General features: G+C 68.8%; 17 protein-coding genes. 10 read left to right on the top strand and 7 right to left on the bottom strand.

What is annotated here, in order from left to right; genetic code table 11:
* Positions 1-187: 187 nt before the first annotated feature.
* Complete coding sequence (locus tag IGA62_RS01520) at positions 188-730, bottom strand: EXLDI protein (RefSeq protein ID WP_145816892.1); 543 nt, start codon at positions 728-730, stop codon at positions 188-190.
* Between the two features lie 228 nt (positions 731-958).
* Here IGA62_RS01520 and IGA62_RS01515 point away from each other — a divergent pair, with 228 nt between their 5' ends.
* The 5 genes from IGA62_RS01515 (at position 959) to IGA62_RS01495 (ending at position 5,292) form a co-directional block, all read left to right on the top strand.
* Positions 959-1,288: a PadR family transcriptional regulator gene (locus IGA62_RS01515; RefSeq protein WP_145816894.1), complete on the top strand. Its 330-nt coding sequence runs from the start codon at positions 959-961 to the stop codon at positions 1,286-1,288.
* 2 nt (positions 1,289-1,290) lie between these two features.
* Positions 1,291-1,662 (top strand): DUF1048 domain-containing protein, encoded by a 372-nt coding sequence (locus tag IGA62_RS01510; protein ID WP_145816896.1) that lies wholly within the window; start codon positions 1,291-1,293, stop codon positions 1,660-1,662.
* Positions 1,659-2,474: an ABC transporter ATP-binding protein gene (locus IGA62_RS01505; RefSeq protein ID WP_145816898.1), complete on the top strand. Its 816-nt coding sequence runs from the start codon at positions 1,659-1,661 to the stop codon at positions 2,472-2,474. Before IGA62_RS01510 ends, IGA62_RS01505 begins: the two co-directional genes overlap by 4 nt.
* Positions 2,475-2,484: 10 nt before the next feature.
* Positions 2,485-3,246: an ABC transporter permease gene (locus IGA62_RS01500; protein WP_145816900.1), complete on the top strand. Its 762-nt coding sequence runs from the start codon at positions 2,485-2,487 to the stop codon at positions 3,244-3,246.
* Positions 3,247-4,050: 804 nt separating this feature from the next.
* The gene (locus IGA62_RS01495) at positions 4,051-5,292 is read left to right on the top strand and encodes an IS701 family transposase (RefSeq protein ID WP_186499776.1); all 1,242 of its coding nucleotides are present in this window, start codon (positions 4,051-4,053) and stop codon (positions 5,290-5,292) included.
* Positions 5,293-5,418: 126 nt separating this feature from the next.
* Here the strand turns inward: IGA62_RS01495 and IGA62_RS01490 are convergent, their stop codons facing one another.
* The 4 genes from IGA62_RS01490 to IGA62_RS01475 all read right to left on the bottom strand — a co-directional run bounded on the left by IGA62_RS01490 (position 5,419) and on the right by IGA62_RS01475 (position 7,891).
* Positions 5,419-5,850 (bottom strand): hypothetical protein, encoded by a 432-nt coding sequence (locus IGA62_RS01490; protein WP_145816902.1) that lies wholly within the window; start codon positions 5,848-5,850, stop codon positions 5,419-5,421.
* Positions 5,851-6,045: 195 nt separating this feature from the next.
* The gene (locus IGA62_RS29545; protein ID WP_198501190.1) at positions 6,046-6,480 is read right to left on the bottom strand and encodes a hypothetical protein; all 435 of its coding nucleotides are present in this window, start codon (positions 6,478-6,480) and stop codon (positions 6,046-6,048) included.
* A gap of 11 nt (positions 6,481-6,491) precedes the next feature.
* Positions 6,492-7,229: an Ada metal-binding domain-containing protein gene (locus tag IGA62_RS01480; protein ID WP_198501189.1), complete on the bottom strand. Its 738-nt coding sequence runs from the start codon at positions 7,227-7,229 to the stop codon at positions 6,492-6,494.
* Between the two features lie 80 nt (positions 7,230-7,309).
* On the bottom strand, positions 7,310-7,891 hold the full coding sequence (locus tag IGA62_RS01475; RefSeq protein ID WP_145816908.1) for an RNA polymerase sigma factor: 582 nt from the start codon (positions 7,889-7,891) through the stop codon (positions 7,310-7,312).
* Between the two features lie 235 nt (positions 7,892-8,126).
* On the opposite strand from IGA62_RS01475, the gene IGA62_RS01470 reads away from it, so the two are divergent.
* The 3 genes from IGA62_RS01470 to IGA62_RS01460 all read left to right on the top strand — a co-directional run bounded on the left by IGA62_RS01470 (position 8,127) and on the right by IGA62_RS01460 (position 10,063).
* Complete coding sequence (locus IGA62_RS01470; RefSeq protein ID WP_145816910.1) at positions 8,127-8,636, top strand: methylated-DNA--[protein]-cysteine S-methyltransferase; 510 nt, start codon at positions 8,127-8,129, stop codon at positions 8,634-8,636.
* A gap of 13 nt (positions 8,637-8,649) precedes the next feature.
* Complete coding sequence (locus IGA62_RS01465) at positions 8,650-9,378, top strand: 2OG-Fe(II) oxygenase (RefSeq protein ID WP_145816912.1); 729 nt, start codon at positions 8,650-8,652, stop codon at positions 9,376-9,378.
* Positions 9,379-9,490: 112 nt separating this feature from the next.
* The gene (locus IGA62_RS01460) at positions 9,491-10,063 is read left to right on the top strand and encodes a type 1 periplasmic-binding domain-containing protein (protein ID WP_145816914.1); all 573 of its coding nucleotides are present in this window, start codon (positions 9,491-9,493) and stop codon (positions 10,061-10,063) included.
* Here IGA62_RS01460 and IGA62_RS01455 read toward each other — a convergent pair.
* On the bottom strand, positions 10,032-11,573 hold the full coding sequence (locus tag IGA62_RS01455; RefSeq protein WP_145816916.1) for an FAD-dependent oxidoreductase: 1,542 nt from the start codon (positions 11,571-11,573) through the stop codon (positions 10,032-10,034). The genes IGA62_RS01460 and IGA62_RS01455 overlap by 32 nt on opposite strands.
* Before the next feature lie 138 nt (positions 11,574-11,711).
* Positions 11,712-12,494, bottom strand: coding sequence for an SDR family NAD(P)-dependent oxidoreductase (locus IGA62_RS01450; RefSeq protein WP_232624847.1), 783 nt, complete (start codon positions 12,492-12,494; stop codon positions 11,712-11,714).
* A gap of 199 nt (positions 12,495-12,693) precedes the next feature.
* Here IGA62_RS01450 and IGA62_RS01445 point away from each other — a divergent pair, with 199 nt between their 5' ends.
* Both IGA62_RS01445 and IGA62_RS01440 read left to right on the top strand, forming a co-directional pair.
* On the top strand, positions 12,694-14,130 hold the full coding sequence (locus IGA62_RS01445; RefSeq protein ID WP_145816920.1) for an MFS transporter: 1,437 nt from the start codon (positions 12,694-12,696) through the stop codon (positions 14,128-14,130).
* A gap of 190 nt (positions 14,131-14,320) precedes the next feature.
* Positions 14,321-15,196 carry a sulfotransferase domain-containing protein gene (locus tag IGA62_RS01440; RefSeq protein WP_232624846.1) on the top strand — a complete coding sequence of 292 codons (876 nt, stop codon included), beginning with the start codon at positions 14,321-14,323 and terminating at the stop codon, positions 15,194-15,196.
* Positions 15,197-15,325 lie beyond the last annotated feature (129 nt).

Raw genomic sequence — 15,325 nt, 5'->3', positions numbered from 1 at the left:
GAGCAAGCTTGCCCGTGGACAGCATGCGACGTCGCAGCGAGGACCGCTGTGCTTGTCGGCTTGGACGTGCGGCCGTCGCGTCTTCGGTGGGGCGACCCCCGCCGGTAGACGCGAGCGTGGCTGGTCGCCGCCTGTCAGCCGCGAAAAGGGCGTCAAGCAACGGCCGGGCGGCGTCATGGTCGTTGAATCAGATGTCGAGGTCCTCCACGACGGGCTCGTCCTTGATAGTCCGTAGCGCGACCGTGTAGAGCTCCGCGGGCAGCAGCGCCTCGAGTTCCTCGACGGTGTCGACGACCGAGAACGTGGCCTGGGCTGGTGTTCGCATCCATGCCTGGTCCGGCGACCAGTCACCGATCCAACCCCGCCAGCCGGTGGCCCATTTCTTGCCGCGCTCCGCGTTGGGTCCGACCGGGGTGTGCAGCTCTGACCGGGCGTGGTGGACGGCGAAGCGGCCCTTGCTGGTTTGGAACAGCGAGTATCTCTCTTCGCCCTCCCCGCTTGACGAGGTCCACTCGCCCAGCGCGGTTCCGAGGAAGCGCTTGACTACGGTGCGCCCGACGCCCACCTTCACGGTGATCTCATCGAATCCGGCCTGCTTGGCCTCCTCGACCTGGACCAGTCGACGTAGTGCCGTGACGATCGCGGCCGACAGGTTGCTGCCCGTCAGTTCCTGGGCGCGCACAAGCAGCGGCAGGTCGTCGTCGGCGATGTAGATCGTCTTGTTCGGCATGGTTCTTCACCTCTGGACAGCAGTCTAATCAGACGTGTAAGACTACGCACATGCATACGTACACGGTCGAGATGGCGTGCATGGTCGAGGCGGGTGGCCTCGCCGTGACCTCAGCTCGATGGCCGACCCGGCCTCCGACTCCACTATTCCCTGTTGCTAAGTACCGGTACTCAGCGCTACTATCTACTGGTAGCTAGCAACGCTGAGTACCTCGCAGGAAGGCTGTCAATGGGCAGGCAGATGACGGAGATGCTCAAGGGCACGCTGGAGGGCATCGTGCTCGCGGTTCTGGCCATGCGGCCGGCGTACGGCTACGAGATCACGACGTGGCTGCGGGGGCAGGGCTTCTCCGACATCGCCGAGGGCACCGTCTACGCCCTGTTGGTCAGGGTCGAGCAGAAGCGCCTCGTCGACGTGGAGAAGGTCCCGTCCGAAAAGGGGCCGCCGCGCAAGGTGTACTCCCTAAACGCGCAGGGGCGGGAATACCTCGAAGAGTTCTGGAAGACCTGGAGCTTCCTCGCGCAACGACTGGAACAGCTCCACGAAGGAGGCAAATAGTCATGTCGAATGCGGAAAAGGGCGGCTTTCTCGCGAAGGTGATCGGCCCCAAGCGCCGATGGCGGGAGTACAAGGCGCGAGTGAAACAGCTTCCCCCGAACTACCGGACGGCGGTCGAGGCTATCGAGCGATACCTGATGCATTTCGGGCCGGTGACCGCCGACAGCACCGCCGCGCTGTTTGAGGATGTCGCCGACCTCTTCGAGCGGGCCGCGGCGGACGGAACACCGATCCGCGAGATCGTCGGGGAGGACCCGGTGGAGTTCGTGGACGAGTTGGTCCGGAACTACTCGAAGGGCGGATACGTCGACCGGGAGCGGGCGCGGCTGACACAGGCGATCGAGGGCATCGAGCGGGCGGAGGAGTCAAGGTGAGGAACACGCAGGTTCCGGGGTCAGCGATCCAGGTGCGGGGTCTGGAAAAGTCGTACAAGCAGTTGCACGTGCTGCGTGGCGTGGACTTCGACGTGGCGCCGGGCAGCATTTTCGCGCTGCTCGGCTCGAACGGGGCAGGCAAGACCACCGTGGTGAAAATCCTGTCCACGCTGCTCAGAGCGGACGTGGGGACCGCCGGGGTGAACGGTTTCGATGTCGCCACGCAGGCGGCGCGGGTGCGGGAGTCCATCAGCCTCACCGGACAGTTCGCGGCCGTCGACGAGGTCCTCTCCGGGCGGGAGAACCTCGTCTTGGTCGCCCGGCTGCGGCACCTCAAGAACCCGGGCATCGTCGCGGACGACCTGCTCGAACGTTTCTCGCTGACCGACGCCAGCGGGCGGAAGGTGTCGACGTACTCGGGGGGCATGCGCCGCCGGCTAGACATCGCGATGAGCCTCATCGGCAACCCGCCGGTGATCTTCCTCGACGAGCCGACTACCGGGCTCGACCCGCAGGCCCGCATCGAGGTGTGGCAGGCCGTCAAGGAACTCGCCGCGCAGGGCACGACGGTGCTGCTCACCACGCAGTACTTGGACGAGGCCGAACAGCTCGCCGACCGGATCGCGATCCTCCACGAGGGCCGGATCATCGTGAACGGCACCCTTGCCGAGCTCAAGCAGCTGCTCCCGCCCGCCAAGGTCGAGTACGTCGAGAAGCAGCCGACCCTCGAGGACGTCTTCTTCGCCATCGTCGGCGCCACGGGCAAGAGCGGCGGCACTGCCAAGGATCACAACGTCGGCGCGGACAAGTAGAGGTACGACGATGAGCAAACACTTCCTCGGCGACACCGCCGTCCTGCTGGGCCGATCCCTGACCCATGTCACCCGCAGCGTGGACACGATCATCACCACCGCGATCACGCCGATCGCCATGATGCTGCTGTTCGTCTACGTACTCGGCGGCGCGATCAACACAGGAACCGACTCGTACGTGAACTATTTGCTACCCGGCATCCTGCTGATCACGATCGCGTCGGGTATCGCCTACACCGCGTTCCGGCTCTTCCTGGACATGAAGAGCGGCATTTTCGAACGATTCCAGTCCATGCCGATCGCACGGTCGTCCGTACTGTGGGCACACGTGCTGACCTCGCTGGTCGCCAACCTGATCTCGCTCGTGGTCGTCGTGGTCGTCGCGCTGATCATGGGCTTCCGCTCGGGAGCGGGAGTGCTGGCATGGCTCGCGGTCGCCGGCATCCTGATCCTGTTCACCCTCGCGCTGACGTGGCTCGCCGTCATCCCCGGTCTCACCGCGAAGTCCGTGGACGGCGCGAGCGGGTTCTCCTACCCGCTCATCTTCCTGCCGTTCATCAGCTCGGCATTTGTGCCCACCGACACCATGCCCGGCCCGGTGCGCGCCTTCGCCGAGTACCAGCCGGTGACGGCCATCGTCAACGCCATCCGCGATCTGTTCACGCAGCAGCCGGTCGGCACCGACATCTGGATCGCCCTCGCCTGGTGCCTCGGCATCCTCGTCGTCACCTACGTCTCCGCTATGGCCATCTACCGCCGCAAAGTCGGCTGACAGCAGCGCGACCTGCCGACGAGCACCATGTCCCGCCGCACACGCCGCTCTGACCGGATCCTTCCTTGCCGCTTGTAGATAAGGCCCAGCCTGTCGCTGAACGTCGGCCACCACGGTGTCCTGGTCAGTTCCCACAACCGCCCAGGCCCGGCGGTGGCCGCTCGACTGCCACGACGGCCCGCCGTGCGAGCCCCGTCGAGCCGCCGCACAGCATTCGATCGCACCCCCGGTACAGGTATGTCGGCCCGGCGCGATCCACGCCTTTCGCCGCGACGCGGCCCGCGTAGGGACTGCCCCCGGCCCGGTGACACACTCCCGAATCATCCTTACGGCAGGGGAGTAAGTCATACCCAGCCGGGCGACCGAGGAGTTCCCCGGCTGGGAGGATCTAACGTGGAAGTCAGATTTGCGTGAGTCTTAGGGTTGCGCCGATCGTGATCGGTGGTGGGGGAGTGGTTCGTGTCCCCCTCGGACACTCCCGCGTAGCATTCGTGCGACGTTTTGCGGACCGGTGGTTGAGCGACTTCAACCACCCTCCTTGACTCTCTGTAAGCCCTCAACGGCCCCGCTCGCGGGGCGGTGGGCATCGTGAGCACCCGCGCTGTCTCCGCCGTGATCCCGGCTGTGGTTCTGCCGGGTCAGCTGAGCGCCGGTCGCGAGATGTCCTCCCCAGGTGCGATGAAGCGACCGCCCTTGCCGCTGGCGAGGCTTGCCTCCCGTCGCGTTGCGAGCACCGTCTACTAGTGCTTTGTTAGGTTGGCGTGTCGTGGGTGGTCGACGTAGTCGGGGTAGTTCGATGGTGCGGTGACCCCTGACGAGCTTTCGGTGGTGCGGCAACGGTTTGAGGCGTTCGCCGCGGACGTGTTCACCCCGCTGGTCCGGTCGGATCAGCGGGTCAAGGGTGAGACGTATCTGCGAGGCCTGTTGTTGGACGGGCGGCGTAAGTCGATGCAGCCGATGGCGGATCGGTTGGGGGTGGATCATCAGGGGTTGCAGCAGTTCGTGACGACCTCGACGTGGGACACCACGGCGGTGCGGATGCGGCTGGCCCGCCGGGCGGTCGATGTGGTCGGGCCGGTGGCGTGGGTGGTCGACGACACCGGCTTTCCGAAGGACGGCAAGGGGTCGCCGGGTGTGGCGAGGCAGTACTCCGGCACCCTTGGGAAGGTGGCGAACTGCCAGATCGGGGTGAGCGTCCACGCGGTCACCGACACGGCGTCGTGCCCCCTGGACTGGCGGCTGTTCCTGCCGACATCGTGGGACGACCAAGCGGTCGATGATGCTGACCGCCCCGAGGTGGCCGCCCGCCGGGCCCGGTGCGGGATACCCGAGCGCGAGCGTCATCGGCCGAAGTGGTCTCTGGTGGTGGAGATGCTCGACGAACTGGCCGGGCACGAGCTGCGCCCACCGCTACTGGCCGCTGACGCCGGCTACGGCGACAACAGCCAGTTCCGCGGCGCCTTGGACGAGCGTGGGGTCGGCTACATCATGCAGGTCAAAGGCGACGCCCTCGCCCACAAGCCCGACGTGCAGCCGGTGCCGCGGGTCTGGTCAGGTCGGGGCCGTCCGCCGACGCGCACCGACCCGCGCTACCCGAAGACCGCGGTCAGCCTCGTCGAGCACGTCCACGCCGCCGGACGGCAGGCTGCGGAGACGATCACCTGGCGGGAGGGCTCGAAGGGCGTGATGAGCTCGCAGTTCGTCTTCCTGCGGGTACGCCCCGCCGGGCACCGCGTCGCCCGCGACGCCGACGGCCTTCTGCCCGAGCGGTGGCTGATCGCCCAATGGCCCGACAACGAGGCTGAGCCGGTCAAGTACTGGCTGTCCAGCCTGCCCGCCACCACCGGCCATGCGGACCTGGTGCGCTACGGCAAGATCCGCTGGCGGATCGAACACGACTACCGCGAGCTGAAGACCGGCCTCGGCCTGGACCACTTCGAAGGCCGTTCCTGGATCGGCTGGCACCGCCACGTCACCCTCGTCACCGCCGCGCACCTGTTCATCACCGAACTCCGCTCGGACCCAAAAGCGCCTGCGCCGGCCTGACCCTCTACACGGTCATCCGCGAACTGCAACGACTCCTCGCGACCTGGACCGGCGCCTGCATCACCTGCCGCCAACCCGTAAAACCGTTACACCGCAACAAACGCCACAGAACCTAACAAAGCACTACTAGGAGGCGGACAGCAACCAGATCCCATCCTCCTCGGTGGTGACCCCGCACAGTGCGCGCGACCCGGTCCCGATGGTGAGGAACTCAGGTTCGCCGGGATAGCTGACCAAGTGCTGAGCCATCCCGGGATTGTCTTGCAGGCGGACGAGTGCCCACGGCAGCGCGAACGCGCCGGGACCGGCGACGCTGATGAGGAAGGTTCGGTCGTCACTGATGACGCCTATTGACTGCGCCAGGTGAAGCCAGGCGGCGTTCACCTCGTCCAGATATCCGTCGCGGCTGTCATCGATCACCACGTCTGGTTGCGCTCCGACTCGCACCACCGTCTGCCAGGCGCGTTTGGGATCCAGCCAGCCAGAAGCCGTACCGATGACAGAGAGGCCAGCGGCAACCAGGAGCTCATCTCGGCTCCTCAGGTCTATGCGATCCACGCCGCGCTCCTGGTCCCGTTACGAAAGCCACGCTATTCTGATCATGTCAAACACCTGGTGGGGACGCCACAGTCAAGCATGTGCCGTGACACGACAGTCAATGCTCGACACGTACTCTACGCAATCTCCCTATCGACTGGCGGTGCGCGCTGGTGGTGCGGGCGAGGTTGCAGACCTGGGGTGCGGGCGGTGTGGTCAGGCGCCTGACCGGCCGCCCCGGACGGCGGTACCACGTTGGGTCGCGCCGCCTGGCGGGGTGACGGAAGAGAACAGCGCGACGATATCGTCGAGGCGGACGACGACGAGCGCACCCACCACGCCAAGCGGTACGGACAGCACCACAGTTCGGACCGGCACCCCGGGATCCCCGAGTGAGGCGTACGCGCCGATCCCGGCGACCACCGTCAGCACGACGTTGCGGGCGAGATGGTGTCGGCCGAACGGGGCCGCCATCGCCCTGCTGCACTGGTTCCGCCGCCTGCGGATCCGCTGGGAGATCCGCGACGACATCCACGAAGCCTTCCTCACCCTCGCCAACACATCACGGTGGCCCAGTACGAACAGGCCGGGGAGGTGGGCGGTGCCATCGCAGCTCACGCCGAACAGGACGGCTCCTTGAACGGTGGACATGACGGTGGCAGTCAGGCCGCCACAGGCCGGCAGCTCTTGCAGGCGCGGTAGCCCGCATGGCGGGCCTCTCGGGCGTTCGTGAACGGCACCCGGTGCGACGGGGTGATCCGCCGAGCGTGGGCGCACGTCGGATGGCAGTAGATGTGGGTGGTGTCACTGCCGAAGAACACCGCCCCGCTGTGCGACCACTGGCGCACCTCGGCCATATCGATGCCCTCTGCCGATCGCAGCGCGTCTCCGGCGGCCGGTAGGTACGCCGCGTCGCACGGTGCCCCGTGCTCGTACGTCACCCGATGGCAGGGGACCAGCACGACGAACGGATTGCCCGCCAGGACGCTCAACACGGTAGCGGTGCCCTGGGCGGCCGGCAGTGAGGCCTCCCGCGCGAGCCAGGACAGGGGACGCAGTTGCCCGGCGGGGATTGTCCGGACCGCCCGCAGCACCCGGGCCTCCACCACGTCGACCGGACCGAAGTCCAGCGACAGCTTCCTGGCCCGGCCCGTGCGCAGGGCCGTCACCAGCCCGGGCAGGGGCGTGCCCGTGGGGATGGCGGACCGGCCGGTGCGCGAGCGGTGCAGCTCCTCGAACCCCTCGGCCGTGAGCCCTCCGGATGCCAGTACGGCCCCGGTCACGAGCTCCGACGCGAAGGCCACGAACAGTCCGCCCGCCGCTGTGTCCAGGCGTACGTACGTGTCGTACCGATCGCGCGGGATGCCCACGCGCTGCAGGATCCTCAGCGCGAAGTCCACCGGCGCCGGCGGCTCGCCCAACTCGCCGGGCGAGTCCGACCCGACCTGTGACGCGGGCAGCTGATTGTGGTCTCTCCCGTTCATGTAGTCACTTCCCCTTTTTCCTCCGAGGTCAGCAGCCGGCGCAGGTCGCTCATTCCACGGGACACCTGCGCCTTCGCCGTCCCCACGGGACAACCCTGGACTTGGGCCACCTCCGCATAACTCATTCCAACCACATGCCTCAGCACCACCGGTACGCGGTAGTACTCCGGCAGGTCGGACAACGCGGCGACCAGGCGGCCGCGGTCGACCGCGTTCAGAGCCCGTTCCGCCGGGCCAGGGTCCGCGTCGGACCACATGTCCGGGGCGTCGTCCACCCGCATCACGGACATCGGACGACGCGAACTGCTGCGTACGTGATTTCGCCAAACGTTCGCCGCGATCGTCATCAGCCACGCGCGCGGCTGCAGCGCCCGGCGCCGCTCCGGCGGGTAGTCCCGCAGCGCCGTGTAGGCACGCAGAAACGCGTCCTGCCCCAGATCATCCGCGTCGGCGGCTGACCCGGACACGCGCAGCAGGAACGCGTGCACACCCCTGGCGTGGACCCGCACCAGCTCCGTGAAGCCGGCGTCCAAGTCCTGCGCCAGCAGATCGGTCAACTGCTCGGCAACTTCGTCCATCGCTGGTAAAACACTGTCTTCGGAAAAAGGGTTGCCGAATGCGGCGGAGCGCTCGACGAGGACCGTGTCGCCGTAGCCTACGACCTCGCCCGGGCCGCGGGCGCTTGGTCGTCCGCGTCGAAGGCCGCGGACCTACCCGGCCGTTGGGTACCACGTCTGATTCCCGTCGGATCCTGCAACCCAAAGGCGCACCGTGGTGTTTGTAGGGCATGCGACGACGTAATGAGGAGTCACGGTGAAGACGATCTACACGACCCTCGACAGCCCGCTTGGCGGCCTGCTGGTGGTCGGCGAGCGGGTCGCGACCGCCCCCGGCGGCACCACGCTCGCCTCACTCTCCGTACCGGGACAGCGGAACGGTGCGGCCGTGCGGCCCGGCTGGATCCGGGACCCGGGTGCCTTCACCGCGATCGCCGAGCAGCTGACCGCATACTTCGCGGGCACGCTGACGCGCTTCGACATCCGGTACGTCCCCTCGGGCTCCGACTTCCAGCGTCGCGTCTGGGAGACGCTGGACGCCATCCCGTACGGAACGACTCTCACCTACGGCCGGATCGCCGCCCGACTCGGTGAACCGCCCAGCGCGGCCCGCGCCGTCGGCGCGGCGATGGGCGCCAACCCGCTGCTGGTGGTGCGGCCCTGCCACCGGGTCGTCGGCGCGGACGGCTCGCTCACGGGCTACGCCGGTGGCCTGTGGCGCAAGCAGCTGCTGCTGGCGCTCGAAGGCACCATGCTCGCCGTCTGACCCTGGGAGACGCATGAACACCGACATCGCACCCCGCAGCGCCCGCCGGCACGTCGACGAGACGGACTGGAGCACGCTCGCCGAGTCGCTGGACGCGCACGGCTGTGCCCTGACGCCTCGGCTGCTCGACCCGGAGCAGTGCTGGGCGATCGCCGCCCTGTACGACCGCACCGAGCTGTTCCGCGGCACCATCGACATGGCCCGGCATCGCTTCGGCTCCGGAACGTACCGCTACTTCACCCACGAGCTGCCTCCGGTGATCACCGAGCTGCGGGAGGCCCTCTACCCCCGGCTGCTGGCCGTGGCCCGCGACTGGGCCGAGCGTCTCGGTCGCCCGGCGCCCTGGCCGGACGACCTGTACGAGTGGCTGGCGATGTGCCACGAGGCGGGGCAGGACCGCTCGGCGCAGATCCTGCTGCGCTACACGGAGGGCGACTGGAACGCCCTGCACCGCGACGTCTTCGGTGACATGGTCTTTCCGCTCCAAGTCGTGATCGGCCTCGACGAGTACGGCGCCGACTACACCGGGGGCGAGTTCCTGCTCGTCGAGCAGCGGCCCCGGGCCCAGTCACGCGGCACCACCGTCGCACTGCGCCAGGGGCACGGTCTCGTCTTCACGACCCGCGACCGGCCGGTGCGTACCAAGCGCGGCTGGTCCGCCGGTGCCGTACGGCACGGGGTCAGTACCGTTCACTCCGGCCGGCGGCGGGCACTCGGCCTGGTCTTCCACGACGCGCAGTGACCGCCGCCCCGACCGCGCGTACCTGCCGCTCGGGCCGGGCAGGCTGCCCTGCCGCGTTGCAGGGCCGACCGTGAGCCGGCCGTACGACCGGACGCTACGGAGGGCCCGCTCGATGCGGCCCCGTGACACGCACCGGACCGACGTCGAGGCCGGCCGCTCTCCGCTCGTCGATCCGGCCGAGCGGGAGGCGTACGGGCAGTTGCCGCCGCCTGTCCCGCACACGGCAGCCGAACTGGGCGCGCTCATCGGCCTGCTGACCGTACCCCGGTCCCGGATTACGACCGTGGTGGTTGGTCGCAGCAGGGACGCCGCCTCCGTGAAGTCCGCGGCGGCCTTCACCGAGGCGTGGGAGGCCCGTGGCGGCGCGGTCCTCGCGGCAGTCGACTGGCCCGAGACGGCGGCCTCCTGGCTGCGCGCCGCCCGACGGATGACCGCGGAGACCCCCGACGCCTGGGTGATCGCGGCGGCCACGCCCGGCTTCGTCCAGCTCGCCCGGCGGCTGCGGAACAGCACCGCCTGGGAGCCGTCCCGCGCCTACGCCTTCGGGTCGCTGTGCGACTCGCGCCTCCCGGCGCTCGCCGGCCCCGGTGTCGTGGACAGACTGCGCGGTGCGAGCGCCGACGGCGGCACGTGGGAGGTCCGCGGTCGTTGGGTCACCATGTCTCCGGGCCGAACCAGCGGGTGAGGGCGGCGCGTAGGGCGGCGGTGTCCCCGCTGTCATCGCGCGCCGACCAGACGGCGTAGCCGTCCGGACGGACCAGCAGCGCCCCGGTATCCCACGCGTCGCCGCCCGGAACGGCCGTCACAACGTTCACCCTGTCGGACCAGGGGCCCGCCACGGTACGCAGATCGGCGTCCCCCGTCAGGTCAAGGAGGAGCGGGCGGCCGTCGTGCAGCAGCTCGGCCAGGGTCGTGGGGCCGTCGGCCGTCCTGAGCGGTTGGCTCGGCACCATGCGCCCGGCCCACCGGTCGTCGTCGCGCGCCCCCACCGGGTACGCCACCCCCACGCCCGTGATCATGGTGCTCAGGTAGGCGTTGATTTCGTCGAACCGCATGAGCCGCGCGAACAGTTCCCGCAACGCGTCGGTGCGTGGACCGGGGTCCATCAGGGCGACCTGGGCACGTACGTTGTGTAGCACGTCGGCCGCTGCCGGGTGCCGCTCCGTGTGGTAGGTGTCGAGCAGCCCGTCCGGCGCCCAGCCGCGGATCTCGGCCGCCAACTTCCAGCCCAGGTTGACGGCGTCCTGGAGGCCCAGGTTCACGCCCTGCCCGCCCGCCGGGAAGTGCACGTGGGCGGCGTCGCCGGCCAGCATGACGCGGCCCTTGCGGTAGTGCTCCGCCTGCAGCGAGGCGTCGCTGAACCGGGAGATCCAGGCTGGGCTGTCCATCGGCACGGGACGGCCCGAGATGCGCTCGACCTCGTCGCGCAGCTCCTCCAGCGTGGCACGGGAGTGCCGGTCCGGGTGCGGGCCCCGGTAGTCGTAGGTGCACACGCGGCTCAGCCCGTACGGGTTGATCCACAGCAGGGTCCAGCCGCGCGGCGTGCGCTGCCATCCGCCAGGCGCGGCGGCCGGATCCAGCAGTCGCACCTCACCCATGAGCGCGGCGACGGTCGGCCCGTCGCCCAGGAACCTGATGCCGCTCAGCTTGCGCACGGTGCTGCGCGCACCGTCCGCGCCGATCACCCAGCGGGCCGTCAGCGTCCTCTCGGCGCCGGAGGTGGTGGCCCGCAGGCGCAGCCGCACATGGTCGTCGGACTCGGCCAGGCCGACCAGTTGCGCGTCGCGCCGCAACCGCGCGCCCAGCCGTACGGCGTCCGCCGCGAAAACCTCCTGGGCGTAGGCCTGCGGGCTGCCCAGGATGACCGGCCCCTCCTCGACGACCCGGGACAGGTTCAGCTCGAAGATCGAGGCGAAGTGGAACCGCACCGGCACGCGCGTGCTGCGGGAGGCGGCGTATTGGCCGGGCTGCACCGTCTCCAGCAGCCCCCGGCGGTCCAGGGTCTGCGCCGTGCGCGCGTGCAGCGTGCTCGCCTTGGAGATCCCGTCCGGCTCGGGCAGTTTCTCGAGGATCGTCACGTCGATGCCCAGCAGGGCGAGTTCGCGCGCGACGAGGGTGCCGACCGGCCCGCCGCCCACCACGGCGACCTCGGTGTCGACGCCGCTTCCGGCTGCTGGCTGGACCCTGGCCTGCATGGTTGTTCTCCTCCGTCGCCGACTGATCTCAGCCAACCAACAGGTCACCGCGGTGCCGCCAGGGTGGGCCCGTCCGTTGAAGGCGGGCCCACCCTGAAGACCAAACCAGTCACGGCCGGCCAGGTTCCGAGCTTCGGATCAGAAGCTCTTGTGGAAGCCGGCGTCGACCGGGTAGTCCGAACCCGTGGTGCTCGCCGAACGCGGCGAGGCCAGCAGCAGGACGGCGTCGGCGACCTCCTGCGGGTCGATGAGGCGGCCGGTGACCTGGCCCATCATCTGCGGGGCGAGGCTGTCCATGACGCTGTCACGGTCGGCGCCCGCCATCCCGGCGATGACGTCGGCCGCGCCACCCTCCTCGGTCCACCAGGCGGTACGGACGGCGCCCGGGGAGACGGTGTTGACGCGGATCCCCTGAGCGCCGAACTCCTCCGACAGTGCCTTGGTCAGGTTGGACAAACCCGCCTTCGCGGCGCCGTACTCGATGTTGACCGGTGCGGGTTGACGGGCCATGCCGGTGGAGATGTTGATGATGGAGCCGCCACCGCGCTCGATCATCTGGGGGATGGCCGCACGGATTGCGCGGACGGCCGAGAACAGGTTGAACTCGAAGATCGAGCGCCACTGCTCGTCGCTGCTGTCGAAGAAGCCGGTGCGAGGCATGGTGACGCCGGGCGGCGGGCCACCCGCGTTATTCACCAGGATGTCCAGGCCGCCGAAGTGCTCGACCGCGCGCGCGATGACCTGACCAGGTGCCGCGGGGTCCATCAGGTCGGCCGACACGTGCAGCAGATTCGGGCCTGCCAGCTGCTCCAGCTCCGACGTGGCCTTGCGGGAGACCGCGACGACCTTGGCGCCCTCTTCGAGCAGGGAGCGGGTCACGGCCAGGCCGATGCCCTTTGAGGCGCCGGTCACCACGGCCACGCGACCAGAGAGGTTGAGATCCATGATTGTCCTTTGTTTCGAGGCCCTCACCCGGGAGACGGGGTAGAGCTCTGCGGTGCGCTGTCGGTGTTTGAAACCCCGGTGGTTGCGAACGGGTTGCACGGGGCTCGGCTGCAACCGGCCGGGGGAGCGCGGGGTTCTCAACGGCGACGCACCCGCTTTCTCCCGGGAGTTCGGCATGCCCGCCACCGTGACCCGGCCGCACAGATTTCTGGTGCCGCTGGTCTGTCTCGCCCCGCTGCTGGCCAACGCGGATGCGGGGCTCGTCGTCCTCGCCCTGCCGGATATCCAGCGGGATCTGTCCATGAGCCTGATCGGAGCGCATTGGGTGACCAATGTGTACGTGGTGCTGGTCGGCGGACTGCAGCTGCTCGGCGGCCGGCTGTGCGACCGCTTCGGGGCGCGCAGGCTGCTGCTCAGTTCGCTCATGGCGTTCGCCGTCACGTCCGCGTTGTGCGCGGTGGCACCCACTGGGTGGGTGCTCCTGGCGGCCCGGGCAGGCCAGGCGGTGGCCGCGGCGGTACTGGTGCCGGCAGCCATGTGCGTGCTGCTGACAATGGCGCCCGGGGAGGCACAGCGGCGCAGTGGACTGGCACTGTGGGCCGCCTCCGGGGGAATCGGGTCGGTCGCCGGGGTCCTGACGGGCGGTCTGGCAGCGACGCAGTTGAGCTGGCGTTGGGCTTTCCTGCTCAATGTGCCGCTCGCCCTGGGAGCCTTCATGGCGAGCCGGCGGCTGGAGCCGGGTGATAAGCCGTGCCCGCGGGGCGCTGCGGTGGGCGTTCCGGGGGCGCTGCTCCTGGTTGGTACGTTGCTGACCCTGGTGTACGCGATGGTGAGCGTCGCCGACCAGGGGTTCGGGCCCTCCACCTGCGCGCTGTTGGCCGTCGCGGTGGTGCTGGGCGGATCGTTCCTGCGATGTGAGGCCCGATCTGCGCACCCGCTGATTCCGGTGGTGCTGCTCAGAAATCGTTCGCTGGCGACGGGTGCCCTGGGCATCCTGTTCGTCGCCGCGGCGACCGGTCCGGTCGTGTTCGTAAGCAGTGTGTACCTCAGAGAGGCACACGGGTACAGCGCCTGGACCGCAGGATGTGCGCTGCTACCGGTCGTGGGCGGGGTGATCGTGGTCGGAAGGTGGTCTTCCCACCTGTTGGGCCGGTACGGGCCGCGCCTGCCCTGTCTGGTCGCGTGCGGCCTGACCGGCTCGGGCCTGGTGTGGCTGGCGTCGCTCTCCCCGGACTCGGAGTATTCGACCAGGTTGCTACCGGGGCTCGTCCTGGTCGGGGCTGGCCTCCCGGTCCTCTGGATGTCGTGCGAGCTAGCCGCCGTGTCAACGGTGGGCCGCACGGTGGTCGGGGCCGCCGCGGGCGTGGTGCAGTGCGCCGGTCAGATAGGTGCCGCCCTGGGGCTGGCAGTGGCGGTGACCGTGTACAGCGGCACCGGACACAGCGCGGATGGTCCGGCAAATCCGGGGGTGCTGACCGAGGGGGCGACGCGGGCATTCTGGTGTTGCGCGGCGCTGATGCTCTGCGTCGCGCTCACCGCGCAACTGGGCCTGGGGCCGAGGAGGTCGCGCCCGGTTTCCGATCCAACGACCGGAGGCTTCACCCTCCCTTAGGGCGGCCGTACCAGTGCGGGCACAAGCGGCGACGGGTCTAACTTGATTTCTAGCCCTTGCGTGCCCTTCACCGGCCCGCAGGCTGGTCGACGGTCGCCCGGGTCGATAGGTTAGGTCTACTATGGACGGACGAGCCGAAGAGCAGGGAGGACCGTTGCGCCAACCGACGGTTCGGTACCAGAACGAGGTCATGGACAGCGGACGGTGGGAGGGTTTCCCGTTCCGCGAAGGTGACATCGTGGTTTCGACCCCCGCGAAGTGCGGGACGACGTGGACCCAGACGATCTGCGCCTTGTTGATCTTCCAGACACCGGAGCTGCCGGCACGGCTGGACGACCTCACCTACTGGCTCGACATGTTGACTCGCAGCCGGGACGACATCTTCGCGTTCTACGAGGCGCAGCGGCATCGCCGTTTCATCAAGACTCATACGCCCATCGACGGGCTGCCCATCCATGATGGGGTGACCTACGTCGCGGTCGGTCGGGATCCCCGGGACGTCGCGATCTCCTGGGACGCCCATTTCCAGAACGTCGCCCAAGAGGCCTTCGGCGCGATGCTGGCGGCCGGCGGTAGCCCGACCCAGGAGCCCGCCGATACGGCTCCGGCGCCTGCGGAGTCCGCGTACAACCGGTTCTGGGCCTGGCTGGAGGACACCAATGTGCAGGTGGGCCTGCCGTCGATGCTGCACCACCTGTCGGGGTTCTGGGCCGAGCGGGAGCGGCCTAACGTGCTGCTGTTGCACTACGACGATCTGAAGTCAGATCTTGAAGGCCAGATGAGGTTCCTCGCCGGGCGCCTCGAAATCGAGGTGCCGGAGTCGCGGTGGCCGGATCTGGTGCGGGCGGCGACATTCGACTCGATGCGCGGCCGGGCGGAGGCTCTGACCCCGGTCGCGGCGATGTGGCGCGATCCGAAGCGGTTCTTCAACCAGGGTGTCAGCGGCCAGTGGCGGGACCTGCTCGACGAAGATGACCTGCGACGATACGAGGAGCGGGTCGCGAAACTGGCCGAGCCCGACCTCATCGACTGGTTGCACCGCGGCCCCATCGTCCCCGCCCGCTGACCCTACGCCGCCCTCCTCCTCGCTATCCCGCCTTAGTGCTCCAGTCGCACTTGGGTGATTTCAAGTTTGGGCAGCTCATCGGCATGATCTCTGCCAGGTTGACGACGAGAGAACAGTTGTCGATGTCGA

It is taken from the genome of Micromonospora sagamiensis (assembly GCF_014680085.1).
Lineage (GTDB): Bacteria > Actinomycetota > Actinomycetes > Mycobacteriales > Micromonosporaceae > Micromonospora > Micromonospora inyonensis.
The sequence above is the reverse complement of the archived record's forward strand: the minus strand, read 5'-3'. Positions and strand labels throughout refer to the sequence as shown.

Bases quoted from the DNA above. Each gene is read 5' to 3' on its own strand.
- IGA62_RS01520 (WP_145816892.1), bottom strand. From the start codon at position 730: ATGCCGAACAAGACGATCTACATCGCCGACGACGACCTGCCGCTGCTT.
- IGA62_RS01515 (WP_145816894.1), top strand. From the start codon at position 959: ATGGGCAGGCAGATGACGGAGATGCTCAAGGGCACGCTGGAGGGCATC.
- IGA62_RS01510 (WP_145816896.1), top strand. From the start codon at position 1,291: ATGTCGAATGCGGAAAAGGGCGGCTTTCTCGCGAAGGTGATCGGCCCC.
- IGA62_RS01500 (WP_145816900.1), top strand. From the start codon at position 2,485: ATGAGCAAACACTTCCTCGGCGACACCGCCGTCCTGCTGGGCCGATCC.
- IGA62_RS29545 (WP_198501190.1), bottom strand. From the start codon at position 6,480: ATGTCCACCGTTCAAGGAGCCGTCCTGTTCGGCGTGAGCTGCGATGGC.
- IGA62_RS01475 (WP_145816908.1), bottom strand. From the start codon at position 7,891: ATGGACGAAGTTGCCGAGCAGTTGACCGATCTGCTGGCGCAGGACTTG.
- IGA62_RS01465 (WP_145816912.1), top strand. From the start codon at position 8,650: ATGAACACCGACATCGCACCCCGCAGCGCCCGCCGGCACGTCGACGAG.
- IGA62_RS01460 (WP_145816914.1), top strand. From the start codon at position 9,491: ATGCGGCCCCGTGACACGCACCGGACCGACGTCGAGGCCGGCCGCTCT.
- IGA62_RS01455 (WP_145816916.1), bottom strand. From the start codon at position 11,573: ATGCAGGCCAGGGTCCAGCCAGCAGCCGGAAGCGGCGTCGACACCGAG.
- IGA62_RS01445 (WP_145816920.1), top strand. From the start codon at position 12,694: ATGCCCGCCACCGTGACCCGGCCGCACAGATTTCTGGTGCCGCTGGTC.
- IGA62_RS01440 (WP_232624846.1), top strand. From the start codon at position 14,321: ATGGACAGCGGACGGTGGGAGGGTTTCCCGTTCCGCGAAGGTGACATC.